The following is a 24,914-nucleotide window of genomic DNA, read 5'->3' as shown; positions in this document are numbered from 1 at the left end:
AACTATTTTTAAAGCGCCCATAGCTCAGATGGATAGAGCGACGGACTACGAATCCGAAGGTCGGGGGTTCGACTCCCTCTGGGCGCGCTGTAGTAATTTATGCAGACTGAAATTTGCGCTGTATGCGAAAAGCCTGTAAAAGACTGTATATGTTGTCCTGAATGCAGTCATATCTGCAGCCTTGATTACGGAGAGGAATACTGTCCTGTCTGTTTCCCTGAAAAAAATCCTGATGAGCGGTTTATGCGTCTTGCGCTGACAGAGGCGCAGAAGGCATTTCTCAGGGATGAGGTTCCAGTCGGTGCAGTTCTTGTAAAAAACAACATTGTCATAACATCGGCTTGCAATATGAGGGAGACGGAAAACGATCCTTCAGCGCATGCAGAGCTGACAGCGCTCAGGGATGGGGCTTCCCTGCTTAAAAGCTGGCGTTTGACAGATGCAGTCCTCTATGTAACCAAAGAGCCCTGTGTTATGTGTGCGGGGGCCATGGTTAATGCAAGGCTTGGCAGGGTTGTTTACGGGTGTGCGGATGAAAAGGGCGGTGCAGTCAACAGCCTTTACCGGATACTTTCAGACAAAAGGCTGAATCATCAGGTTGAAGTTGTCTCAGGTGTTTTAGCGGACGAATGCGCCGCATTACTCAGGGATTTTTTTCAAAAACGCAGATAGGTATTATCTGTAGTGATTAATATTTATCTTTACAGGCATTGTAATTTATTAATGTCAAATTACAAAGCTCAAATGCCAAATGAAGGTTAAAGTTTAAATGATTATTTGCTTATTGTTTATTTGATCTTTATTTGAAATTTGGATTTTGAAATTTGAAATTATCTCAGACACATAGGCAGAGATTGGCTTAAAAAAAATTGGAAGGATGGCAGAGCGGTTGAATGCGGCGGTCTCGAAAACCGTTTCCCGATTTATTCGGGACGCAGGTTCGAATCCTGCTCCTTCCGCCATAAAAATCAGTGATGAGTGACCGGTTGAAAATATTGCTGATTGTTTTTTAAATGCAGTTAGTTTTTACTGATCACTGATTACTGCAGTTAAACGGAGAGGTGTCCGAGCGGCCGAAGGAGCACGACTGGAAATCGTGTAGGCGTTAATAGCGTCTCGCGGGTTCAAATCCCGCCCTCTCCGCCATGAACATCAGTGAACAGTGACAAGTGAACAGTTAGAAAATTATAATAATAAAATTTCAAAGTTAGTTGTTTTTACTGTATACTGACACTGACAACTGACACCGACACTGTCTTAATAATTGTCAGGCTTTTGGGCCCTGTGCGACAGGGTGCTGTAAACTCCGCCAGGTTCGGAAGGAAGCAACGGTAAGCAGTTGCCCCGTGTGCCGCAGGATTACCTGAAAGCCTGACTTAAACTACAGTTAACTGTTAACAGTTATAAGTTAAGAGTTAAGGAATTTTTAATTAAAATGTATTTTAAAACTATTCACTGTTCACTGACAACTGTCAACTGTTAACTGATTTGATATGAGTTATCTTGTTCTTGCAAGGAAATGGAGACCTCAGGGCTTTGACGAACTGACAGGGCAGGAGACGCTTGTCAAAACCCTGAAAAACGCCATCACAGGCGGTAAGGTCGTCCATGCATATCTGTTCTCAGGCCCGAGGGGGGTCGGCAAGACATCTGCCGCAAGGATTCTGGCAAAAGCCCTCAACTGCGCCGAAGGACCTACTGCCTCACCCTGCGGAAAATGCCCGGACTGCCTGTCAATAACAACCGGCTCATCTGTTGATGTCTTTGAGATTGACGGCGCATCAAACACGCAGGTTGATAATGTGCGCGATCTGAGGGAAACCGTGAAATACGCGCCTTCAGGCAGCAGGTATAAAATATACATCATAGACGAAATTCACATGCTGTCAGAATCTGCATTTAATGCACTGCTGAAAACGCTTGAAGAGCCGCCGCCTCACGTCATTTTCATCTTTGCCACTACAGCGCCTAAAAAGATACCAGCAACAATCCTATCCCGGTGTCAGCATCATGTCTTCCGGAAAGTTCTGAGAGGAAAAATCAAAGAGCATTTACAGCAGATTTCAAAGGCTGAAAATATAAATATAAATGATACCGCGCTTGAGATGATAGCAAGGGCTGCAGACGGAAGCATGAGGGATGCGCTTACCATGCTGGACCAGGCATCTTCCTTCAGCGACGATGTCGGCGAGAATGAACTGCAAATGCTCCTTGGACTGCCTGAGGCGGACATAATTTTAAAACTTTCAGAGGCAACGCTAAAAGGCGATATCTCTGAGAATCTTTTCATCATAAAAGACCTCTCTGACAGGGGATATGATCTTAAACCGGTAGTCAAAGAGATAGTTGAGCACTTCCGCAATTTAGCAGTTGTAAAAATATCCGGGAAAGCAGGTGCGCTTCTTGAATTTACAGAGTCCGAAATGGAGCATCTGAGTCAGCAGGCATCAACGGTCAGCATGGAAGAGCTGACACTGCTCCTGAGCCAGCTTATGAAACTTGAGGCAGAGGTAAAAACTGCCGCGAACCCGAGATATGCTCTTGAACTCGGCCTTTTACGCACATCGTTTGTTAAAGGCATGACTTCACTCAATGATCTCTTGGAAAAGCTGGAAGGCACCACAGTTAAAGGCATTAGCGCAAAACTCGCAGTTGAGCATAAGGCGCAGGCAAAATCATCCGCTGAAGATAAACAGACAAACAACAAAAAAGAAGCAAACGGCAGCTTGGAATTATGGCATAAAGTAATTGAAAAACTTAAAGCCGAAGACAGTCTCATAGCGTGCAAACTGACAGAGGCAAAAGTTGTCGGTCTTACCGATGCAGGGCTCACAATAAGCTTTAACGGCGGCATGTCAGTGCTTGCCGAGTCCGTTGGGAAAAACGCACGCATTATTGAAGATGCACTCAAAGATATCACCGGACAACGGCTGAAATTAAAAGTTGTGTCATTGCCGGACAAAAACGGGGAAAAGACAGGCGAGGAAATAAAACAAGCCATACTTTCCGACCCCACAGTCAGAAATACGCTGGAACTTTTTAATGGAAAGCTGTTAAAGATTAAACCGCTTAACGGCAGTGAATAACATAAAGCACCAAGGGTAAGTTTTTGTTGTTGGTTTGTCATTCCGTGCTTGACACGGAATCCAGACGTTGTCCTCCGGATAGTAAGCGGAGAACTATCAAAGACATCTGAATTCCCGCTTAAGAACTGCGGAAATGACACAGAAATGGATATTACTTTCACTGATATAAAACAGGAGGATTTGCATGTCTAAGAAAATGTTTGGCGACATTATGAAACAGGCGCAGAAAATGCAGCAGGAGATGGGAAAGATTCAGGAAGAGGCAAAGAAAAAGACCGTTGAGGCCTCCTCAGGCGGAGGCATGGTTACCGTAACTGCAAGCGGTGCGATGGAAATAGTATCCATTAAAATTGAAAAAAATGTTGTAAACCCTGATGATATCGAGATGCTTCAGGACCTGATTGCCGCGGCAGTCAATGAAGCGTTAAGGCGCGCACAGAATATGGTAGCAGAGGATATGAGCAAGCTTACGGGCGGACTGCAAATCCCGGGCATGGGCGGTCTTTTTGGTCAATGAGCAACGGGATTGTGGAGAATCTAATAAATGCGTTCACGAAACTTCCGGGCATCGGGAGAAAGACTGCGCAGCGTTTATCTTTTTTTATAATGGGGATGCCGCCTGATGAGGTCAAATCTATAGCCAGAGCACTCCTTGAAATAAAGGAAAAAGCACGGTTCTGCAGCCTCTGTTTTAATATTACAGAAGAGGAGATATGCGCTATCTGCAGTGACTCAACACGCGATAAAAGCAGGATATGCGTTGTTGAGGAGCCGAGCAATCTGATTGTTATTGAACGGACAAAGACGTACAAAGGGCTTTATCACGTGCTTCTGGGCGCCCTTTCCCCCATAGACGGCGTCACCCCGGAAAAATTAAAGATTACTGAACTGATTGACAGGATAAAGACAAGTGGAGAAGTCGCAGAAGTTATCATTGCAACAAATCCCAACACAAAGGGAGAAACTACTGCGCAATATTTATCTCAGGTTTTAAAACCGCTCGGCATAAAAACAACCCGTATTGCGCAGGGGCTTCCAATAGGCGGGGACATTGAATTTGCAGATGAAGTCACGATTGCAAAGGCGCTTGAGGGAAGAAAGGAGATGACAGACAAGAATTAGGGGGTGAACACCATATTGTCAATAAGCCTCGTTGCGCCTATTTTAACGGCGAGGCATAAGACAGCAGGCAGTTTTACCGTTTCAATTTTTTCAAGGCTCTCAGGTTCCACAATCTCTACATAATCTATTGTCGCCGGCGGTTCGGAGTTTATCAGGTCTGTCAGCGCTTCCCTGATAAATGATACGTCTTTAACGCCGCTGTCTATAAAACTCTTACCGCGCTTTAATGCATCGTACAAAACAAGCGCCGCCTTTCTTTCCGCAGGATTCAGATAATTGTTTCTTGAACTCATGGCAAGTCCGTCAGCCTCCCTCATCGTCGGGCAGACCACGATGTCTATGTCAAAATTCAGTTCCTTTGCCAGCTTTTTTATAACCACCGTCTGCTGAAAATCCTTTTGTCCGAAATACGCCTTGTGAGGCATGACAATATTAAAGAGTTTTGAAACTACAGTTGCCACGCCGTTAAAATGACTCGGTCTTGAGGCGCCGCAGAGTTTTTCTCCGATACGACCCACATTTATAAGCGTTGAAAAACCCTGAGGATATATCTCATCTGCCTCAGGGATAAAAACAGCATCCACGTCAAACGTCGACAATTTGCCTAAATCCCCTTCAATATCCCTTGGATACCGGTTAAAGTCCTCTCCGTGTCCGAATTGCACCGGGTTTACGAAAATACTGACCGCTGTTACATCATTTTCCCTTTTAGAATATTTTACAAGGCTTAGATGTCCTTCATGCAGTGCGCCCATTGTCGGGACAAAACCTATGGTTTTACCTCCGGCAATAAAGTTCCTGCTTAATGCCTGCATGTCTTTTATGGTTTTTATAATCTGCATGGGATGTTACCTTCGCATTGACAAAATATCTTTGATAATTCTAACATATTTAATTATTCTCAGGCTAAGGAAGGGTTCATATGCTTCAGGAAGTCAAAGAAATAACGCCTACTACAAAAAAACTCAGGATCAGCATCCCTCAGGAGGTCATTGAGCAGGAGTTTGTCCGCGCTTATGATAAACTCAGGGCGTCTGTAAAAATTCCTGGATTCAGGGCAGGCAAGGCGCCTCAGGCAATCCTTGAAAAAAAATTCGCAAAGGATATTGAGGCGCAGGTAATGGAAAAAGTCGTCCCTGAGTTTTATTCAAACGCCATTAAAGAGGCCGGGGTGTCTCCTGTTGCCTACCCGAGTATTGACGAAAAAATTGAGATTGTAAGAAGCCGCCCCCTTTCATTCACAATCACTGTAGAGGTAAAGCCTGAGATGAAAAATCTTTCCTACGAGGGCATTAAATTAAAAGAGGCGGTATTTTCCGTGGAGGAAACAGAGGTTGATGCAGCTATTAATGCCGTGCAGGAAGACAGGGCATTGTTTAAGGTCTCGGAAGATGCAATAAGCGATGGAGATATGGCAATAATTGACTGCGATGCCTTTATTGACGGCGTAAGCGTCAATGAATTATCAGTAAAGGATTATCCTTTTGTTGTTCACACCGCACATGTTGTTAAGGATGAAGACGAGGAAATAAACAAAAAACTTAATGACGCCCTGTCCGGAAAGAAAAAAGGCGACGCTGTGGATCTAAAGGTTCATTTTAACGCCTCCCATCCGAATAAAACCATTGCAGGCAAAGAAGTCCTTTTAAAAGCCGTCATAACAGAGGTCAAGAAAAAGTTTGTGCCGGAGATGGATGACGAGTTTATAAAAAGTTTCGGCTGCGGGGATATGGATGAACTGAAGAAAAAAGTGCATGATGATTTATTTAAGAAAAAGAAAAATCAGGCTGACATGATATATAAGAAAGAACTGCTGAATGCCCTTATAAGCTCCAATGACTTTGAGGCGCCTTCCTCTATGGTTGAGAATGAACTGGAAGCGCTTGTGCAGAATGCAAAGCAAAATGCCGGGCAGAAAGGCGAGACCCCGAAAGGAGATGATGAATTAAGGCAGGCGTTCAAACAAACGGCAAGGGACAATGTGAAGGGCGTGCTTATCCTTGAAGCCATAGGCAATAAAGAAAAAATAGAGGTCATGGAAGAGGACCAGAACCGGTACATAAATGAACTGGCTGTCATATACAAAATCCAGCCTGAAGAGGTAAAGAAATTATTTTTTGCAAAAGACGGCTCATTAGACGGGATGAAAAGCAGACTCGGCGCAGAGAAGGTTTTAGACTTTGTGCTTGAAAAAGCAGTAATTGCCCCTTAACCTGAAGGTCAGAGGTTCAAACCTGCCTGTCGGCGGGCAAGCTTTTAATCTCTTACGGCGTAATCTTTCCAAGAATTACCGGATGCTTTGCGCCTGTGGCTCCCTGAATATTTCCTGCCCTGCCGGACAATGTCTCATTTGCAAGGATTGCAAAACTCAGCGCCTCTTTTGCTTTATACGGTATGCCGTATTTTTCAACAGGCATAAGCATAACCGGAGCCAGCAGGTCTTTCAGGAGCATCAGGAGAAATTTGTTTTTACACCCCCCGCCGCAGAGGATGATTTCAGTAACTTTGAATTCAGGCAATACAAAATCACGGTATGCCCTTTGTATGGATAATGCGGTAAACATTGTAAGAGTTGAAAGTATATCTTCAACTGACGCATTGCCGTAGTTGGTTATTATTTCTTTAACCATAGTTTTCCCGAAGGTCTCCCTGCCTGTTGATTTCGGGGAATGTTTCTTAAAATAAGGGTGTGAAAGCAGTTCATCAAGGAGAGGGATTATAGCCTTGCCTTTTTTGGCAAGCGCGCCGTTAATGTCATAATGCATCCTGCCGTTTGTGAGCAATTTCACTGCCTCATCAATGAGGCTCATGCCGGGACCCGTATCAAATGCCATGACTTTGCTTATCTTTTCCGGGACTACGGTTAAATTGGCTATGCCGCCGATATTCTGAACAGCTTTTACAGCCCCTTCTTCATGAAAGAGTATATAGTCAGCCAGCGGGACCAGCGGCGCGCCGTGCCCGCCTGCCGCCATATCCCTGGTCCTGAAATCCGATACAACCGGGATTTTCGTGCGTTCGGCAATTACAGAAGACTCGCCTATCTGCAAGGTTGAACCGCCTGCCCTGCCCTCAGGAGGCATGTGGTATACCGTCTGTCCGTGAGAGGCAATTGCATCTATATCCTTGGGTGATAATCCTGCTTTTTTGATGCAGTTAAGTGCCGCATCCGCAAACACCTCTCCGAGTTCAAAGTTAAGCGTGCAGATGTCTTTTGTCGTTCCTGAAAAAGCCGTAAGTATTTTTGTCCTGAGGGCGCCGGTGAATGGATGCGGGCAATGGAATAAAAGCCGGACTTTTAATTGATTATTCCTCTCAACGATTCTTGCAATCACGGCATCTACGCCGTCATGCGAAGTGCCTGACATAAGGCTCAGGATTGTACGGGAGGATTTCCGGCAGACTTTTAAAATATTCTTCACTTCAGGAGAGCGCCCGGCTAATTAATCATATCTTTGTTGATTTTTATATTCATCTGCCGCTTGAGCCCTTCAACATAAGCCTTTGTTAATAATTCGCGTTTTATGGACAAAAAGGCATTGGCTAACTGGGTCTTTTCACCCTGAAGCGCCTCAAGGACTTTTATCTCATCCTGCGAAAGTTCTGCGGTCTCTCCTATCAGCATCTGCATTTTTTTGAGCGTCAGTTCCTTCATCATAGAGCTTTCATATGCCGCCGGAGTCGTACGATTCAGTTCAAGTGTTCTTAGGTATACGTTTTTGTCAAAGACGCCGTTTTTCTGGAAAGACGGGTTGTTCATTATTTCTTGCTGAAGCTCATCTTCAGTGACCTTTATTTTCATATTGTTGGCGGCAATCATCAGCACTTTGCTGTCAATAAGGTCGTTCAGCACCTTGTCTTTCAGGTTAAGCTTTTTCATTTCTTCTTCGGTCTTATTCTGCTCCCTGTAATACCTTTCGGCATTGTCAAAAACCCTCCAGTATTCTTCCTGTGTTATCTTTTCCTTTTCCACCTCTGCGAGGACACTATTAACCTGCTGGTTTTGCGTGCCTATCCCCCAAAATACAAAGGTGACAATGATTACGCCTGTTATCACAGAAAGCAGAAAAACACTGAAGAATTTATGACTGCGCATTATCTCAAGCATGGATTAATATAGCCTAATACACAGCCAAAATACAAGAGATATCATGGTTGAAATTTTTTGCATTATAAGCCATACTATTTGGGTGAAATCCCCGTTTAGTGACGTATCTTCAGAACTCCAGAGAGGCATGCGGCTTGCAAAATGCAGGAAGTGCGGCTGTATGCATACAACGCTTGAAAACCTGAGGACTGCCCTGCCTAAAATTAAGGAGGCAGACGCAAAAGAGCTTCTTAACAGCGTCAAGGAATGGAAAAACGGGCTGGAGCCCATGGCGTATTCATGTTTTAAGTGCAAGTTCTGCATTCCGCCTGAGGCCATGAGTCTTCTGACTGCAAAATATCCTTTTATTACTTCGTCAACCCTCTCAACCTGTGAGTTTGAGGTAAATAAAAGCATCTGGCCGCCTGTAGCAGGAGAGTATACTGTGCTGAAAAAGTCAGCGCCTGTAGCTGTTTCTACACTTTCAAGCGACAAGCTGTCGGAGGACCTGGCAAGGCTGAAACCTGCAGGGCTGTGCATTACCGGAAAAACCGAGACAGAAAATATAGGAATTGATAAGATTGTCAAGAATGTGGTTACTAACCCTGCAATCAGTTTTCTCATTGTCGCAGGGAAAGAAGCTGCGGGGCATAAGAGCGGCGAGACACTTTTAGCTCTTTGGGAGCACGGAGTAAATAAAGACATGCGTGTCATAAGCTCTGCAGGGAGAAGACCCATACTGAAGAATGTCACCCCCTCGGAGATAGACACCTTCCGCACGCAGGTCCGTATTGAAAACATGATCGGCTGTGAAGATGTAAAACTGCTTGCCGATAAAATAGAGCAGCTTGCAGAAAAGGCAGAGTCTGTTGTGGGTTCTTCATGCGGATGCCGCGACTGTCACGACCAGCCTTCCGGCGTTACAATGGAAACTAATGTCCAAGCAGTTGTCGGAGCGCCTAAGGTCAAGGCTGCAGCGCCTTTGCCAAAGGCCGTAAAGCTGGACAGGGCAGGATATTTTGTAATAATCCCCTCAAGAAAGACCGGAGTCATTACCGTTGAGCATTATTCATACGACAATAAACTGCTGAGGATTATTGAGGGCAAGAACAGCAGGGATGTCTATTTTACGCTTATTAATAACAAGTGGATAACAGATATGGCACATGCCGCATACATGGGGAGGGAACTCGGAAAGGCAGAGTTATCCATTAAGAGGAAATTTAAATTTGTTCAGGATGGGGCGTAATAAATAAAAAAATTCAAATAGTTTAACATAGTTGAATATTGTTCAAAATTAAACATATATTATCTTGATTCATTATTCTTATGGGAAGAGTAATAGCAGTAGCCAACCAAAAAGGCGGTGTGGGAAAAACCACTACCGCAGTCAATTTAGGCGCATCCCTGGCAGTTGCCGGTAAGAGCATACTGCTTATTGACACTGACCCTCAGGGGAATTCTACAAGCGGGCTTGGAATAAACAGGAGCAGCCTTACCGGAAGTCTCTACGACATCTATAACAAAACAAAAAACATTGAAGAAGTAATCTTTGACACCGGCATTAACAACCTTAAGCTCATCCCTTCAAGTATAGACCTCGTGGGCGCCGAGGTTGAACTTACCGAGAAAACGGGAAGGGAGTCCATATTAAGAAAGTCCATGGAGCCTGTCAAATCCAGGTATGATTTTATCTTCATAGACTGCCCGCCGGCATTGAGCCTTCTAACCCTTAACGCCCTTGTGGCGGCAGGCAGCATCCTGGTGCCGATGCAGTGCGAGTATTATTCATTGGAAGGCATCGGCTCTCTGATTAAGACACTCACGCTTGTAAGGGGCGCGTTTAATCCGCTGCTTGAAATTGAGGGGATTTTGCTTACGATGTTTGACGGAAGGAATACTCTTACAAATCAGGTTGCCGATGAATTAAGACGGCATTTCAAAGACAAGGTTTACAAAACAATAATCCCAAGAAATGTAACCCTTGCCGAGGCGCCGAGCCACGGCAAGCCTGTTATCTTATACGACAATCATTCAAAGGGCGCTCAGAGCTACATATCACTGGCTGAGGAGGTAATCGGCAATGAAAACAGCGTTGGGTAAGGGACTTTCCGCATTAATACCTGAAAAGGAAAACGCCATTGGAACTGACATTCCTAAGGGCGTAGTGCTTGAGCTTAATATAAATAAAATAGTCCCCAATGAATACCAGCCGAGAAGAGTTTTTAAGGATGCAGCGCTTCAGGAGCTTGCGCAGTCAATAAAAGAAAAAGGCATTATTCAGCCTGTAATCGTAAGATACGGTGAAGACGGCACATATAAATTGATTGCCGGCGAGAGAAGGCTGAGGGCGGCAAAAATTGCCGGTCTTGCGGTAATTCCCGCGCTTGTAAAAGAGGCGGCTCCTCAGGAGGCAATTGAGCTTGCGCTTATAGAGAACATTCAGAGGGAGGATTTGAATCCCCTTGAAACGGCAGAGGCATTTCAAAGACTCATTAATGAATTTAATCTTACTCATGACAACCTTTCCATGAGAGTTGGAAAAGACAGGGCAACTGTAACCAATTATCTCAGGATATTAAAACTTCCCGCTGAAATCAGGACATGGATTGCAGAGGGTGCATTAAGCATCGGGCATGCCAAGGCCCTGCTTCAGATAGAAGACGCGCGGGTTCAGATGGATACGGCAAGAAGGGTAATAAAAAAAGGATTAAGCGTCAGGGAGACTGAGGCGCTGGCTAAGAAAGCCCTTTCAAATGCCCCTGCAAAGGCTTCATCAGGATGGAAGGAGCCTCAGATTGCAGCGCTTGAAGAACAGCTCATGCACAGCCTCGGAACAAAGGTCCACCTGATTCATAAAGGCAAAAAAGGCGGAAAGATAGAGATAATGTATTATTCCCTTGACGAGCTGGACAGGCTTCTGGAAATATTGGCGACTTAAATGGTGTTTAAACCTGAAAACAAAAAGAGGCTGACCATGCATGGTCAGCCTCTTTTTGTCTGAAATGATTAGTTATTTTTTCTTTTTGGTTTTTTTAGCCTTTTTCTTCGGCGCACAAGTTCCGCAGCCCATTTTTACCTCCTTTAAAAAATTCATATGTCAACTGCAAATCTAATTATCATTTTACCATTTCACAAAATAAAGTCAACTTTTTTTGCTTTTTAAAAAATGTAGCCGCAGACTTTAGTCTGCGCTGCAAGCATCTGATATATTCAGCGTCTCAGGTATGTTTAACGCAGGCTGAAGCCTGCGGCTACAACTATCAAGCTTAACTATTGACAGTTTTTTGATTTGGGCATATCATTAAACATAACTTCAATTTTAATATAAGGAGACGGCATGAAGACGACAAAACTGTTTTATGTTTTTCTTGTTATATTTGCAATTATTTTAACACACAGCGCTGCCCGGGCTGAAAAATTTAACCTCGCAATAATGCAGGGTGAAAAAAATGCCGCCCTTAAATTTAAGCCGTTGGTTGCATATCTGCAGAATAAGGGCATTGAAGTTAACCTTATTGAAGCGCCCAATTTCGCTGCCGCCGCAAAGATGTTTGCTGCAGGGACTGTTGATGCCATGTTCAGCGGCTCAGGCATAGCAGGCACCATGATTATCAAGGGCTTGGCCGTGCCGTTAGTACGGCCCTTAAGCAGGGAAGGCCACAGTACCTATCATGCTGTCATTATTGCGCATGAGGGCTCGCCTGAATTTACCGGTTCCGGAGACTATTTTAAAGGTAAAAAGGTTGTATTCTGCTCTCTGGCCTCGGCAGGTGAATTTTATTATCATTCAATCCCGGGAGTCAGCGCTGTTAACGCAACAATTATCAAGGCTGCCTCTCATGACAGTGCAATTGAGATGCTTGCAAGCGGTCTCGGCGATGTTGCAATAGTGAAAAATCATGTATGGAATAAAATAAAAAGCAGATATCCGAAGCTTAAGCTTATAGGCGAGGATACCGGTGAAAATCCAGACGGCACACTGATTGTTTCCAATAAAACCGACCCAACACTTACAGCAAAGATTTCTGAAGTATTGCTTTCACTCAAAGATGATACCTCTACACAGGCTTATCTGGCACGGAATGAACTGGATATTCAGGGCTATATTAAGACAACAAAAGGAGATTTCAAGCATACCCTTGCATTACTGAAAAAAGCCGGAGTGGATAAGTCGTTTGACTTTGTCTTTAAGTGATATGCTGTGCCGGCATTGGCAGCGGTTAATTTATTATCGGGATTTTTCAGTCCTATTTCTACCATTAATCATCAGTACTGTCCGGTAAAAAAATTCTTCAATTTCCATTAATTCAGGAATTGATAAATTTTCATAATTATCCTATTAATTATGCCTTGAACTCGTTATCCTGTGGTATAATTTTTAAACCTATATGAGGAAACTGATAAAATTCCTGCCGGTTATAGTTTTACTCATAGTATCAGTCTTAGCGCAGGCCACCGGAGCTTCGGCTGACCTGACCCAGCTTGACATTGAACAACTCATGGAGCTTGAGGTTGTCACTGTCTACGGCGCCTCAAAGTTTGAGCAGAAAGTCACCGAAGCCCCTGCCTCTATCAGCATTGTCAGCGCTGATGAAATAAAAAAATACGGAGACCCCGGGGCAGGAGAGCACACACAGGACATCATAGAGCAGGACGGCAGGAGTTTCAGGACAAAACTTACTTATAGATTTTAGACTATTGTAACATTTCATAAATAAGCTGTCATTCCCCGATTAAATCGGGGAATCCAGTTCCTTATAAAAGTAAAAAATAATAGCATGGAATTTAAGAGACGCAACACTTGACCTGTTTATCTATGAAAAACCGCATAAGCTTTTTAATTTTATTATCGTTGTCTACGTTATTACTCGCAGCAACGCAAGCGTATACAGAGCATGCAAAGCCTGCCGAGTATGAAGTCAAGGCGGCATTTATCTATAACTTTGCCAAATTTATAGAGTGGCCGGCAGATACCGGAGCCAATATAAATCTTTGTGTTCTCGGAGAAGACCCTTTCGGCGCCGCGCTTGATTCAATCAACGGCAAACCTGTGAGAGATAAAAATGTAGCGGTCAAACGGATTAAATCTCATCAGCAGTTAAAAACCTGCCAGATTGTTTTTATAAGCGCCTCGGAAAAAGAACACCTGGCTCAGATACTGGATGCCGTTGAAAATTTAAGCGTCCTGACAATAGGCGATACAAATGGATTCATCCAGCAGGGGGTAATAATCAATTTTTATATTGAAGATGAAAAGGTCCGGTTTGAGATTAATCCGAAGGCGGCAGAAAGCGCCGACCTGAAAATAAGTTCAAAACTCCTGAAACTCGGGAGAATAGTCAAGGTGGACCATTGAAAATAAAGCCGTTTAAAGACATCCCGCTAAAACAACAGCTTATATCTATCAGCCTGCTGACGACTGTGGTTGCACTGCTTCTGACAGGCCTTGTGCTGATTGCCGGGGAGATTGTATCATTCAGGTCGTCGCTGGTGGAAAATATTACTGCGCAGGCAAAGATAATAGGAAATAATTCCACTGCCGCACTGACTTTTAATGATCAGAACGCCGCAGAGGAAACGCTTTCAGCGCTGAAATCTGTCCCGGATATTGATTTCGCCCTGATTTATGCAAAAGACGGCAGCGTCTTTGCCAAATACAAGCGGAAAGACGTGAAGAAAGATTATTCCCCCCCGGAGATTCGGGAAGACGGCTATGATTTTGGAGTAGAACATTTAACTCTATTTCAAAGCATTGTCCTTGACAATGAGGTAATAGGCACGGTTTATATACGGTGCGATTTAAACGAGCTTTATAAGAGGATCTCATGGAATATAGGGGTGGTGCTTGTTTTACTGGCTTTGTCTATTTTTGTCGCCTTTCTTTTGATGTCAAAGCTGCTGCAAAGCATAACAAAGCCGATGATGAGCATGGTCCAGCTCATGAAAACCATATCTACGACCAAAAACTACACATTGCGGTCGTCCATTGAAAGACAGGATGAAATAGGAGTCCTGTCCGGCGGATTTAACGAAATGCTTGAACAGATACAGTCAAGAGATATGGAAATTAAACGTTCCTATGAACAACTGCTGCAGGAATTTACAGTGCGCAAGCAGGCGGAAGATACCATAAAATATATGGCTTATTATGACTCGCTTACAGGTCTGCCTAACCGCTCACTGTTTAATGACAGGCTCTCGCAGGTTATACTGCAGGCACAGCGCAATAATCAAAAACTTGCCGTGATATTTCTGGACCTGGACCGGTTTAAAAATATCAATGATACACTGGGGCATCCGACAGGAGACCTTTTGCTCAAGGCAGTGGCAGACCGGCTGTCAAAATCACTCCGTCAGTCAGATACCATTTCACATGATGTGATTGATGAATTTACAATTTCACGCCATGGAGGCGATGAATTCACTATACTCCTTCCCGGCGTTAACCATGTCCGCGACGCCGCCAGAGTAGCGCAAAAGGTGCTGGATATACTGACAGAGAAATTCAGTGTCGGCATCCACGAGCTTTTTATCTCTGCAAGCGCCGGTATAAGCATGTACCCTGCAGACGGCGATAATGCAGAAACGCTCGTTAAAAATGCGGATATTGCAATGTACACGGCTAAAGAACACGGCAGAAACAATTATCAGTTTTTCACCTCTGCCATGAATGCCTCAGTATTTGAGCGTCTGACAGTGGAGAACAGCCTGAGAAAGGCAATAAAAAAAGATGAGTTTATTCTGCATTACCAGCCGCGGGTTGATATAAAGACAGGCAGGATTACAGGCATGGAGGCGCTGGTCAGGTGGCAGCATCCGGAGTTCGGATTAGTCCCTCCGGCGCAGTTTATCCCTATTGCAGAGGAAACCGGGCTCATTATACCAATCGGCGAGCAGATACTCTGGAAGACTTGCAGGCAGAATAAGATCTGGCAGGACGCAGGGCTTCCGCATCTCCGTGTCGGCGTTAATCTTTCTGCAAGGCAGTTTCAGCAGCAGAATCTTGTTGAGATGATTTCGTTAGCCCTAAATAATACAGGACTCAGTTCGGCCTGGCTTGAGATTGAGATTACCGAAAGCACTATTATGAAGGATGTCAGCCGTACGGTCCGTGTCCTGAACAAGATTCACGACATGGGTGTTCAAATCGCCATTGACGACTTTGGCACAGGGTATTCCTCATTAAGCTATTTAAAGGCATTCCCCATTGATATGCTGAAAATTGACCGTGCCTTTTTAATGGGAGTCACCATCAACCCCAATGATGCGGCTATTGTCAATGCCATTATTGCCATGGCGCATATCCTTAAATTAAAGGTAATCGCCGAGGGAGTTGAGACAGAGGAGCAGTTGAATTTTCTGCGCTCCGGTCAGTGCGATGATATGCAGGGATACTTCTTCAGCAGGCCCCTGCCTCCTGAAGAACTTGAACAGCTTCTTAAAAATAATCCCTGGGAAAAAGAAGGGAATAAGAGCTTGTAAAACTGGTTCCTCCATAAAAAGTCGTCATTCTCGCGAAGGCGGGAATCCAGGGTTTTTAAGAAGAGCCTTCAATTTGACTTTGACGGCTTGATTTTGTTACTGTTGATAACTCCGTTTCTTATCTCTCCAAATCCGGCGGTGTAGCTCAGTCGGTTAGAGCATACGGCTCATATCCGTAGTGTCGCTGGTTCGAGTCCAGCCACCGCCATTTAAAAATTTTTCATACAAAATCAAAAAGATAATCCGTAGGCTGGTCATAGTGTTCAATATATTTTAAAACAGCCTTTGCTATTGCGCTAAAATCATCAAAACGGTGGGAGGATGAAATAATAAGCACCCCTTTATGCGATTTGTGTCCGGCAAAAAACTGGCGTGTCAGGATAATATAATCATTTCTGTTTCTTGTAACAAGGCATCTCCTTTCTGAAGCTGCATATTCCAGTTGTATTTGGAGGGAGGGACACTTCCCGTATTTTCCACAGAGGAGTATTTATTCTATTGGAAATTGATATTCCCTACGGCATGACCGCAGGGAATCTAATGTTAGAATTTTCTTTATCATATTCGCTCGCTTAACTCCGTGGCAAAACCACGGGGAATACGCTCACTATCCATTTAAAAAAACTATAGGGGCTTCTATTGAGAAGTGCGAAAGGATAGAGACAGCAGTTATTTCTTTTGTTTTACGGCGGGCTTGGGAGTTATACGTTCCAACTCATCAATGTCTTTGATAATTATCTTTTTCTTAGCCGCAAAACGGTCAAAGAGTTTTTTTTGTTTTTCAGGCATGGCGTTGTAGTATTTGACCTCAATCAGGGTTTTATCTTCAGTTAAGAAATCAATCTCATAGCCGTCCTCATAAATGTAACATGGTTTCAGATGTCTGATTTCCAGATATGCATAATTTTCAAACAGACTTCCAATATCTCTAAAACCCGTAAAAAAAGTCCTGATTCCTAAATCAGCGGCATAAACCTTTTTAGGCGACAGAATCTTTTCATTGGTTCTGCCGCAGCGTGAAACAAGATATATCAGATATGTGTCAGCAAACATCTTTAGATAACGCTTTGCAGTATCCGGAGAAATTTTCAGAATACGGGCAATTTTATTAATACTAACAGCCTTTCCTGCCCTTTCCATCAACAATAAAAAGAAATCCTTAAGCACTTGCTGGTTCTTAATGTTATGAAAAGCCGTGATGTCCTTGTAAATAATATCATCAACAAGCTCTTTTAAATATTCAATATCTCCGCGCAAAACATATTCAGGCAATCCGCCGGTTTGCAGAAAATCTTCAAAATATTGCTTTTTGAGATGTTTATCCGCTTTGCTGATTTTAATTTGTTTAAAAGTAAGATATTCGCTGAAGTTAAGCGGCAAAACCTCTACTATTGCGCTCCTGCCTGTAAGATACGGTTTTTTGCTCTTGAGTATGGAGGCGCTTGAAGATGATGCGTATATTTTAACATCCTGATTGTCATAAAGATTTTTAAGCTGCAACTCAAAGTCTTTCTGATAGGCAATTTCATCAAAAAAGAGAATAACTTTTTGTTTATAACTAAGCCGTTGGATTGCTCTGTATTCTTCAACAAGTTCAAGGATGGTTTTCTTTGAAAGCTGATAATCATCAAGACTGATGTAAAAGATATGCCCGGGCTTGATGTGCAGGTTTTCTATAAAATGCTTTATCAGAAGCTTTAGAAGTGTAGTTTTTCCCACCCTTCGCAAGCCTGTAAGAAAAACAACATGTCTGGATTGTTCGTAATGTTTTATTCTCTCCAATAGGCAGGGTCTTTCAATAATGCTTTCAAAAACGTGTCCTTCTTCCCACCACGGATTATAGCGGTATAAAATCTCTTCCATGCTGAAATTATACGATGCCATCGTATAAAAAGTCAAGATATTATACGATTGGAATGGGTATAATGGATTCCAAGGGGAAAGGGTTTTTATAACTACCCCCATATTCCCCTGTTCCTTTTATTTCCCTATCTTCTTCATCAGCCATGCTATGTTTTCGCCGAGCGCCTGCATGGTCTTGAGCCCCTCTTCATCCTTTTCAACCTCGCCCTTTTCCCTGCCAAAGCCTATGTTCCAGTAGATTGAGCCGGGGACAATCATCTGACTGATAAGGAAGAATCTGTCTCCTTATTGCAGTAAAATGTTTACTGAATATTTACTGCCGTCATCAAGTACTGCATAAATCCTGTAATTTCCTGTCATATAATTTTTAGTGCTTAAATTGTAGATGTATTGCCCTCCGGCCGCATCATGCCTGAAAAGATTCCCGGTATTGGCATTCCCTGATGAGAAAACAGGCACTGCTTCTTCGGTTCCTGAAGCCGTGATTCTGTAAACAGCGATTGTTACCGCGGCAGAAGATATTTCCTGACCCGCGCAATCTGCAAGTGTAATTTTGACCGGTATTGTCCTGCCTGAATTAAATGTGTTTGAACCATTCTGATTTAACGGCTGTCTGAAGCCGCCGAATACATAATTTTCATCTACCGAGCCGTCACAGTCATTATCTTTGCCGTCGCAGATTTCCAAAGCACCGGGGTTAATTGTAGGGTCGTTGTCGTTGCAATCTGTATCAGAGGCATAGCCGTCATTGTCATTGTCAACCACCGCAGAGGCTTTTACCGCATACTTAAGGTCAGAATTGAGCCAGTCATAATAGCTGATATGCACACTGTTACCGGCGCCTAAATCTATAGATGTAAAACCGCCCACAAACCCTTCAGAATCTATCGTTTCAGCAACCCACACACCTGAGGCATTTGTTGCATATTTCAAATCAGCATTGCCCCAGTCAAAATAGCTGATATGCGCATTGTCTCCGGAATCCACTGCTATGGAGGTGTACCAGCCTACATAGCCGTCTGCGTCAACGGTTGCAGTTGTCCAGTTTCCGCCTGCATTTGTGGCATATTTAAGTACGGAATTTATGTCGTCATAGTAGCTTATGTGCACGTTGTTGTTTGAATCAACGGCTATGGAGGAAAACCATCCTGAAAATTCATTAGGGTCAATGGTTGTGGTTGTCCAGCTTCCTCCGGCATTTGTGGCATATTTGAGTGTGGAGTTATAGCTGTCGCGGTAGCTGATATGCACCTTGTCTCTGGAATCCACTGCTATGTCGCAGGAACTGCCGACTTCACCTTCAAAATCTACTGCTGTTGTGACCCAGCTTCCTCCGGCATTCGTGGCATATCTAAGGTCCCAGTTAATGCCGTCCCAATAACTTATGTGCGCCTTGTTGTTTGAATCAAGGGCCAGCGCATTAAACCAGTAAACGTTTCCTGAAGAATCCACTGTGGTTGTGACCCAGGTCCCTTCAGCGTTTGTAGCATATTTAAGGTTATGATTTGTATTGTCATAGTAGCTTATATGCACCTTGTTGTCTGAATCCACGGCTATTGATGTCAGCCAGCCTGTATCGCCTTCTGCATCAATGGTTACAGTAACCCAGCCGCCGGATGCATTTGTGGCATATCTGAGGTCGCCGTTTGTTTCATCATAATAACTGATCTGCACCTTATTATTTGAATCAACGGCTATTGACGTATCCCAGCCAATACTCCCGTCAGAATCCGGTGTGCTGATAAGCCAGTCAGACGCATATGCGCTGATGCTGGGCAATAAAACACAAAACAGTAATACGATAAATTTTAAGGGCAAGCTCCTTTTGCTAAAATTCATAGTACCCTCCTTTAAAATTTGCAGTTTGAAATGATAATTGATAATTTTGCAATAAATACTCTCTGAGTTCTCTGTGGTTAAATTCTGTGGTCTCATATCTTGCCCCTCTAAATACAGCAGATTATATTAAGATTTACCTTTAAAAACAAAAATGTCAAGCTATTTTTATGATGCTGCTGTTACTATTTTTATGATGCTTATGTGCGTAATAAATTTTTTTATAAACAAACGCTCATTCCTTCATTGACTTAATCCTTAAATGTCATTATATTTTCATTATGAGTGTTTCAACCGAGAAGGTAGATTTTTTAATAATCGGCGGCGGAGTTGCAGGGCTGAGGGCGGCAATAGAACTTGCGCAGAGGGGCAGCGTTCTTGTCCTCACAAAGGATAATCCTGCTGAAAGCAGTACTGGATATGCCCAGGGCGGGATTGCCGTTGCATTAAGCGATGAAGATGAGGTCGGCATTCATTATAAAGACACCATAAAGGCAGGCAACGGCTTATGCAGGGAAGATGCAGTCAAGGCGCTGGTTGAAGAGGGGCCGGGGGTTATACGCGAGCTTATCTCGTGGGGCGCACAGTTTGACAAAGAAGGAAGCAGGCTCGCCTTTACAAAAGAGGCGGCGCATTCAAGGAAAAGGATACTTCACGCCCACGGCGATTCAACTGGCAAAGAGCTTGAGCGTGTGCTTATTAATAAGGCGCGTTCTTTCTCAAGCGTTTCAAGGCATGCGTTTGCATTTACCATGGATTTGATTATTGCAGACGGCAGGTGCATCGGCGCCGTTGTTTTCAGAAATAGGGAGCTTATATATATTTATGCAAAGGCTGTCGTGCTTGCAACAGGGGGCGCCGGACAGCTCTTCTCACGCACAACCAATCCGCTGATTGCAACCGGCGACGGAATGGCGATTGCATACAGGGCAGGCGCTTTGCTTGAAGACATGGAATTTATTCAGTTCCATCCTACAACCCTTTACTCGCCATCTGCCCCGCAATTTCTTCTGAGCGAGGCGATGAGGGGCGAAGGCGCAGTCTTAAAAAATATCCGCGGCAGGCGCTTCATGCCCCATTATCATAAAATGGCAGAGCTTGCGCCGAGGGATATTGTGACAAGGGCGATCATCTCTGAGATGGTCCGGACAAATGCAAAACATGTCTATCTTGACTTGAGGCATCTTGACAGGAATTTTGTTAAAAAGCGTTTTCCCCGCATCTATTCAACATGCCTGAAGTTTGATATTGATATAACTGAGGATTTAATACCAGTCAGCCCTGCCGCTCATTACATAATGGGCGGTGTAAAAAGTAATCTGAACGGGAAAACAAACATAAGAGGTCTTTTTGTTGCCGGAGAGGTGGCCTGCACAGGCGTTCACGGCGCAAACCGCCTTGCCTCAAACAGCCTTCTTGAAGGACTTGTTTACGGGGCAAGGGCTGGAAGAACAGCAGCATTAGAAGCAGGGGTTGGGGATTTGGGGTTAACGTTTGGCAGAAAATACAAAAATTTATCAATCACCAATCTCCAATCCCTAACTCCTAACCCCCATTTTGACATTGAAAAAATAAGAACTTCTCTCAGGCGGTTAATGTGGAATAAGGCAGGGATTATTAGATGCAGGAAGTCTTTAAACACTGCAAAGGCATGGCTTAAGAAACATGATTTTATTACAAAGCTGAATTTCCCCGGCAGGGCAGAGCTTGAGCTTAAAAACATGCTTACCGTTGCAAATCTAATCGTAGACTCAGCGCTTTTAAGGGAAGGCAGCTCTGGGGCACATTACCGCTCTGATTTTAAGGAAAAGGGCAAAGGCTGGCACAGACACAGCATATGCCGGAATGAAAAACCGCCCTGGTGGGGCAATGTGTAAATTCAAAATTTCAAAATCCAAATGTCAAATTAATGCCAAATGACTTTCCGTTATAATTTGGCATTTGAGCTTTGTAATTTAGACATTAATAAAAATTATTATTTGGCTTTTATTTCCCTCTTATTATCTTTTAAGGTATTTTTCAATACCTCATCCATGGCTTCAACAAGCACAAATTCCATCCCCTTCTTAATGTACTTTGGAATATCTTCAAGGTCTTTCTTATTCCTCCGCGGGATAATAACTTTTCTGATGCCCATCCGCTTTGCCGCAAGGGTTTTCTCTTTTAATCCCCCTATCGGCAGCACCCTGCCCCTAAGCGTAACCTCGCCTGTCATTGCAGTGCTCTTACTAACAGGCTTCCCTATAAATGCCGATGCAATTGCAGTAGCCATAGTTATTCCCGCAGAAGGACCGTCTTTCGGAGTTGCGCCTGCAGGGACATGTATGTGTATGTCGTTTTTTGAGAAAAGGTCAGTGTTTATTCCAAGGTGCTTGGCCCTTGAACGTATATAGCTCAGGGCGGCATGTGCGGATTCCTTCATCACATCCCCCAAATGCCCTGTAAGTGTCAGATGCCCCTTGCCTTTCATTGTTGTTGCCTCTATGTATATTATGTCGCCGCCGGCTTCTGTCCATGCAAGTCCTGTTGCAACCCCGACCTCATCCTTTTCCATTTCTTCTTCAGGAAGGAATTTCGGCACTCCCAGATATTTTGAGAGGTTTTTGGCGGAAATATGATAAGTCTTCTCCTTGCCCTCAGCAATCTTCCTTGCAACTTTTCTGCAGAGGTTTGCAAGCTCCCTCTCAAGGTTTCTAACGCCGGCCTCCCTCGTATAATGTGAAGTTATCTGCAGCACGGCGCTGTCATTTATCTTTATGTTTTTCCCGGTGATACCGTGTTCTTTTAACTGTTTTGGGATGAGATAATTCCTTGCTATTCCTAATTTCTCTTCAGACGTATAGCCTGAAAGCGGTATTATCTCCATCCTGTCTCTTAAGGGCGATGGTATCGGGTCTATCAGGTTTGCAGTAGTTATAAACATCACATTGCTCAGGTCAAAAGGCACGCCAAGATAGTGATCAACAAATGCAAAGTTTTGCTCCGGGTCCAGGACCTCAAGCAGGGCTGACGCCGGGTCTCCCCTGAAGTCCATGCCGATTTTATCCACCTCATCAAGCATGAATACCGGATTGTTCTTGCCTGTTGTTTTAATCCCCTGAATAATCCTGCCGGGAAGCGCTCCGACATAAGTCCTTCTGTGCCCTCTTATCTCCGCCTCATCCCGCATTCCGCCCAGAGACATCCTGTAAAACTCTCTGCCGAGCGACCGCGCAATGGATTTTCCGAGAGAGGTCTTGCCAACACCCGGAGGGCCCACAAAACACAGTATAGGGCCCTTCATCTTTTCCTTAAGCTTGCGGACCCCCAGATACTCAAGTATCCTTTCCTTAACCCGCTCTAAATCATAATGGTCTTCATCAAGGACTTTTTTGGCGCCTTTAAGGTCAATGTTGTCCTGCGTGCTTTTTGCCCACGGCAGTTCAATGAGCCAGTCTACATAAGTCCTGATCGTGCCTGCCTCTGCGCTGTCAGGATGCATTTTTTCAAGACGCTTAAGCTGTTTCAGCGCCTCCTTTTCCACGCGCTCGGGCATCTTTGACGCCTCTATTTTTCCCTTCAGTTCCTGGATTTCCTCTGTCTTTTCGTCTATCTCGCCTAATTCCCTCTGTATTGCCTTCAACTGCTCCCTGAGGAAATACTCGCGCTGTGACTTGTCTATTTCCCCCTTTGCGTCGGACTGTATCTTCTGCTGGACAATAAGAAGCTCAACTTCCCTGTTAAGTATGTCATTTATCTTCTTCAGTCTTGCTATCGGGTTCATGGTTTCAAGAAGGTCCTGCGCCTGCTCAGCCTTTAAAACAAGATTGGACGCAACAAGGTCCGCAAGCCTGCCCGGGTCATCCATATTTTCAATAAGGACCATTATGTCCGGCATAAGCGGCTTGCCGAGGGTTACGGATTTGTCCATCTGCTCTTTTATATTGCGCATAAGGGCTTCTACTTCAACTGACAATTCAGCAGGTTTTTCATCAACGATTTTCTCAATCTCGCCTATATAATAAGCCTCTGTCTTTGTGTACCTGTAAACGCGCGCCTTGACCAGTCCCTGTATGAGAATTTTCAGCCTTCCGTCTGAAAGCTTTAATACCCTCAGAATGCTTCCCACTGTGCCGACCCTGTAAAGGTCCTCAGGAGAAGGCGTTTCTATATTTATGTCTTTTTGCGTTACAAGAAGAACCATGCGGTTAGTCGCAAGGGCGTGGTCAATAGCTTTGACTGATATTTCCCGTCCGACAAAAAGCGGAAGTATCATATATGGGAAAATTACCATATCCCTGACCGGCAGAATGGGAAGAATGGTCGGGATTTCAACATCGCGCTCTTCTTTTATAACTGTGTTTGCCATAATGCTCCTTATTCCTGCCTTGTCTTAAGGTTTGATTTTAAAGATAACAGATATTTCCTGAATTGTGTTTTTACTTCAGGATTTTTCAATGCGAGTTCCACTGTGGCTTCAAGAAAACCTGCCTTGTCTCCGGCGTCATAGCGCCTTCCCTCAAACAGGTAACCATAAATGTCCCTTGTTTTAAGGAGCGCCTTCAGCGCATCTGTCAGTTGAATCTCGCCGTCCTTACCGGGTGTCACTGTCTCAAGAAAATGGAATATGTCAGGCGTAAGAATATATCTTCCTATGATTGCGATATTTGAAGGCGCCCTTGACGGGCCCGGTTTTTCCACAAGGTCTTCTATCTTAAACAGGTTTTTATTTACCTTTGTCCCTTTGATTATCCCATAGCGGGATACATCTTTTTTGGGTACTTTTTGAAGTGCAAGCACAGGCGACTGATATTTTTGGAAGCATTTCAGCATATCCTGCAAGAGGGCATCATCAGGGTCTATGATGTCGTCGCTCAGCATAACTGCAAAAGGCTCATCGTGCACAACGGGCTTTGAGCAGAGGATGGCATGGCCGAGCCCGAGCGGCATTTTTTGCCTGATAAAGGCAAAATGCAGGTGATTTAACCGCTGAACTTCATTAAGCAGGGAGTGCTTGCCTTTATTCTTAAGATTCACTTCCAATTCCATAACAGAATCAAAGTGGTCTTCAATCGCCCGTTTGTTTTTGCCTGTAATGATAACAAATTCACTGATTCCGCATTTTTCCGCCTCTTCAACTGCGTATTGAATCATGGGCTTGTCAACAATCGGCAGCATCTCCTTCGGAGACGCCTTTGTCGCCGGCAGGAATCTGGTCCCAAGTCCTGCCGCAGGGAATACTGCCTTTCGCACTTCCATACTCATAAATTTATTCCTTCCTGAAAATTAATCTCGGATTCCTGATATTTTAGCACGATAATAAGGATTATTGAAAGAGAATAGAGAGGGTGGATTATTCTTTGCTGTGGGAGACTTCCTTAGCGCAAAACATCTGAAGGATAGTTGAGGCGCAAATCAAGGCTGTCTATTTTGCTATAAAAAACATCAAGCGGCCG

At 44.1% G+C, this 24,914-nt stretch carries 21 protein-coding genes, 4 tRNA genes and 1 other RNA gene; 18 read left to right on the top strand and 8 right to left on the bottom strand.

The window, feature by feature from the left end; genetic code table 11:
- The first annotated feature begins 13 nt into the window (after window positions 1-13).
- From HZA10_09945 to recR, 8 genes are all read left to right on the top strand, one after another.
- Window positions 14-87, top strand: a tRNA-Arg gene (locus tag HZA10_09945).
- A gap of 12 nt (window positions 88-99) precedes the next feature.
- Window positions 100-672: a tRNA adenosine(34) deaminase TadA gene (gene tadA, locus HZA10_09940; protein ID MBI5196627.1), complete on the top strand. Its 573-nt coding sequence runs from the start codon at window positions 100-102 to the stop codon at window positions 670-672.
- 199 nt (window positions 673-871) lie between these two features.
- Window positions 872-962, top strand: a tRNA-Ser gene (locus HZA10_09935).
- Between the two features lie 93 nt (window positions 963-1,055).
- Window positions 1,056-1,146, top strand: a tRNA-Ser gene (locus HZA10_09930).
- Between the two features lie 127 nt (window positions 1,147-1,273).
- Window positions 1,274-1,372, top strand: an RNA gene (gene ffs / locus HZA10_09925) — signal recognition particle sRNA small type.
- 121 nt (window positions 1,373-1,493) lie between these two features.
- Window positions 1,494-3,086, top strand: coding sequence for a DNA polymerase III subunit gamma/tau (gene dnaX / locus HZA10_09920; protein ID MBI5196626.1), 1,593 nt, complete (start codon window positions 1,494-1,496; stop codon window positions 3,084-3,086).
- Between the two features lie 184 nt (window positions 3,087-3,270).
- A complete protein-coding gene (locus HZA10_09915; GenBank protein ID MBI5196625.1) occupies window positions 3,271-3,603 on the top strand; it encodes a YbaB/EbfC family nucleoid-associated protein in 333 nt (110 codons plus the stop codon).
- On the top strand, window positions 3,600-4,208 hold the full coding sequence (gene recR / locus HZA10_09910) for a recombination protein RecR (GenBank protein ID MBI5196624.1): 609 nt from the start codon (window positions 3,600-3,602) through the stop codon (window positions 4,206-4,208). The genes HZA10_09915 and recR overlap by 4 nt, the downstream gene beginning before the upstream one ends.
- Here the strand turns inward: recR and HZA10_09905 are convergent.
- Entirely contained in the window at window positions 4,205-5,050 is an 846-nt protein-coding gene (locus HZA10_09905) for a pantoate--beta-alanine ligase (protein MBI5196623.1), read from the bottom strand. The genes recR and HZA10_09905 overlap by 4 nt on opposite strands.
- An 80-nt stretch (window positions 5,051-5,130) precedes the next feature.
- On the opposite strand from HZA10_09905, the gene tig reads away from it, so the two are divergent.
- Entirely contained in the window at window positions 5,131-6,420 is a 1,290-nt protein-coding gene (gene tig / locus HZA10_09900) for a trigger factor (protein ID MBI5196622.1), read from the top strand.
- A 52-nt stretch (window positions 6,421-6,472) separates the two neighbouring features.
- Here the strand turns inward: tig and HZA10_09895 are convergent, their stop codons facing one another.
- Both HZA10_09895 and HZA10_09890 read right to left on the bottom strand, forming a co-directional pair.
- Window positions 6,473-7,630: an anhydro-N-acetylmuramic acid kinase gene (locus tag HZA10_09895; protein MBI5196621.1), complete on the bottom strand. Its 1,158-nt coding sequence runs from the start codon at window positions 7,628-7,630 to the stop codon at window positions 6,473-6,475.
- Window positions 7,631-7,647: 17 nt separating this feature from the next.
- On the bottom strand, window positions 7,648-8,316 hold the full coding sequence (locus HZA10_09890) for a SurA N-terminal domain-containing protein (protein MBI5196620.1): 669 nt from the start codon (window positions 8,314-8,316) through the stop codon (window positions 7,648-7,650).
- A 43-nt stretch (window positions 8,317-8,359) separates the two neighbouring features.
- On the opposite strand from HZA10_09890, the gene HZA10_09885 reads away from it, so the two are divergent.
- From HZA10_09885 to HZA10_09850, 8 genes are all read left to right on the top strand, one after another.
- Complete coding sequence (locus HZA10_09885; GenBank protein ID MBI5196619.1) at window positions 8,360-9,544, top strand: hypothetical protein; 1,185 nt, start codon at window positions 8,360-8,362, stop codon at window positions 9,542-9,544.
- Window positions 9,545-9,624: 80 nt separating this feature from the next.
- A complete protein-coding gene (locus tag HZA10_09880) occupies window positions 9,625-10,398 on the top strand; it encodes a ParA family protein (GenBank protein ID MBI5196618.1) in 774 nt (257 codons plus the stop codon).
- Window positions 10,379-11,236, top strand: a complete 858-nt coding sequence (locus HZA10_09875) for a ParB/RepB/Spo0J family partition protein (GenBank protein MBI5196617.1) — start codon at window positions 10,379-10,381, stop codon at window positions 11,234-11,236. Before HZA10_09880 ends, HZA10_09875 begins: the two co-directional genes overlap by 20 nt.
- Before the next feature lie 399 nt (window positions 11,237-11,635).
- On the top strand, window positions 11,636-12,493 hold the full coding sequence (locus tag HZA10_09870; protein ID MBI5196616.1) for a PhnD/SsuA/transferrin family substrate-binding protein: 858 nt from the start codon (window positions 11,636-11,638) through the stop codon (window positions 12,491-12,493).
- 193 nt (window positions 12,494-12,686) lie between these two features.
- Window positions 12,687-12,992, top strand: coding sequence for a hypothetical protein (locus tag HZA10_09865; GenBank protein ID MBI5196615.1), 306 nt, complete (start codon window positions 12,687-12,689; stop codon window positions 12,990-12,992).
- A 122-nt stretch (window positions 12,993-13,114) separates the two neighbouring features.
- Window positions 13,115-13,654, top strand: a complete 540-nt coding sequence (locus HZA10_09860; protein MBI5196614.1) for a YfiR family protein — start codon at window positions 13,115-13,117, stop codon at window positions 13,652-13,654.
- Entirely contained in the window at window positions 13,651-15,780 is a 2,130-nt protein-coding gene (locus HZA10_09855; protein ID MBI5196613.1) for an EAL domain-containing protein, read from the top strand. Before HZA10_09860 ends, HZA10_09855 begins: the two co-directional genes overlap by 4 nt.
- 134 nt (window positions 15,781-15,914) lie before the next feature.
- A tRNA-Met gene (locus HZA10_09850) sits at window positions 15,915-15,988 on the top strand.
- Between the two features lie 461 nt (window positions 15,989-16,449).
- Here the strand turns inward: HZA10_09850 and HZA10_09845 are convergent.
- The 3 genes from HZA10_09845 to HZA10_09835 form a co-directional block, all read right to left on the bottom strand.
- Entirely contained in the window at window positions 16,450-17,643 is a 1,194-nt protein-coding gene (locus tag HZA10_09845) for an ATP-binding protein (protein MBI5196612.1), read from the bottom strand.
- A 117-nt stretch (window positions 17,644-17,760) separates the two neighbouring features.
- On the bottom strand, window positions 17,761-17,901 hold the full coding sequence (locus tag HZA10_09840) for a hypothetical protein (protein ID MBI5196611.1): 141 nt from the start codon (window positions 17,899-17,901) through the stop codon (window positions 17,761-17,763).
- A gap of 27 nt (window positions 17,902-17,928) precedes the next feature.
- A complete protein-coding gene (locus tag HZA10_09835) occupies window positions 17,929-19,482 on the bottom strand; it encodes a PxKF domain-containing protein (GenBank protein MBI5196610.1) in 1,554 nt (517 codons plus the stop codon).
- Between the two features lie 278 nt (window positions 19,483-19,760).
- Between HZA10_09835 and nadB the strand changes: the two genes are divergently transcribed.
- Entirely contained in the window at window positions 19,761-21,356 is a 1,596-nt protein-coding gene (gene nadB, locus HZA10_09830; GenBank protein MBI5196609.1) for an L-aspartate oxidase, read from the top strand.
- A 98-nt stretch (window positions 21,357-21,454) separates the two neighbouring features.
- On the opposite strand, the gene lon is transcribed toward nadB, so the two are convergent.
- Both lon and galU read right to left on the bottom strand, forming a co-directional pair.
- Window positions 21,455-23,827: an endopeptidase La gene (lon, locus tag HZA10_09825; protein ID MBI5196608.1), complete on the bottom strand. Its 2,373-nt coding sequence runs from the start codon at window positions 23,825-23,827 to the stop codon at window positions 21,455-21,457.
- Window positions 23,828-23,835: 8 nt separating this feature from the next.
- Window positions 23,836-24,717, bottom strand: a complete 882-nt coding sequence (gene galU, locus HZA10_09820; GenBank protein ID MBI5196607.1) for a UTP--glucose-1-phosphate uridylyltransferase GalU — start codon at window positions 24,715-24,717, stop codon at window positions 23,836-23,838.
- Window positions 24,718-24,914: the final 197 nt, after the last annotated feature.

Source organism: Nitrospirota bacterium (assembly GCA_016212185.1).
Classification (GTDB): Bacteria; Nitrospirota; Thermodesulfovibrionia; order UBA6902; family DSMQ01; genus JACRGX01.
This window is presented reverse-complemented; position numbering and strand designations above follow the sequence as displayed.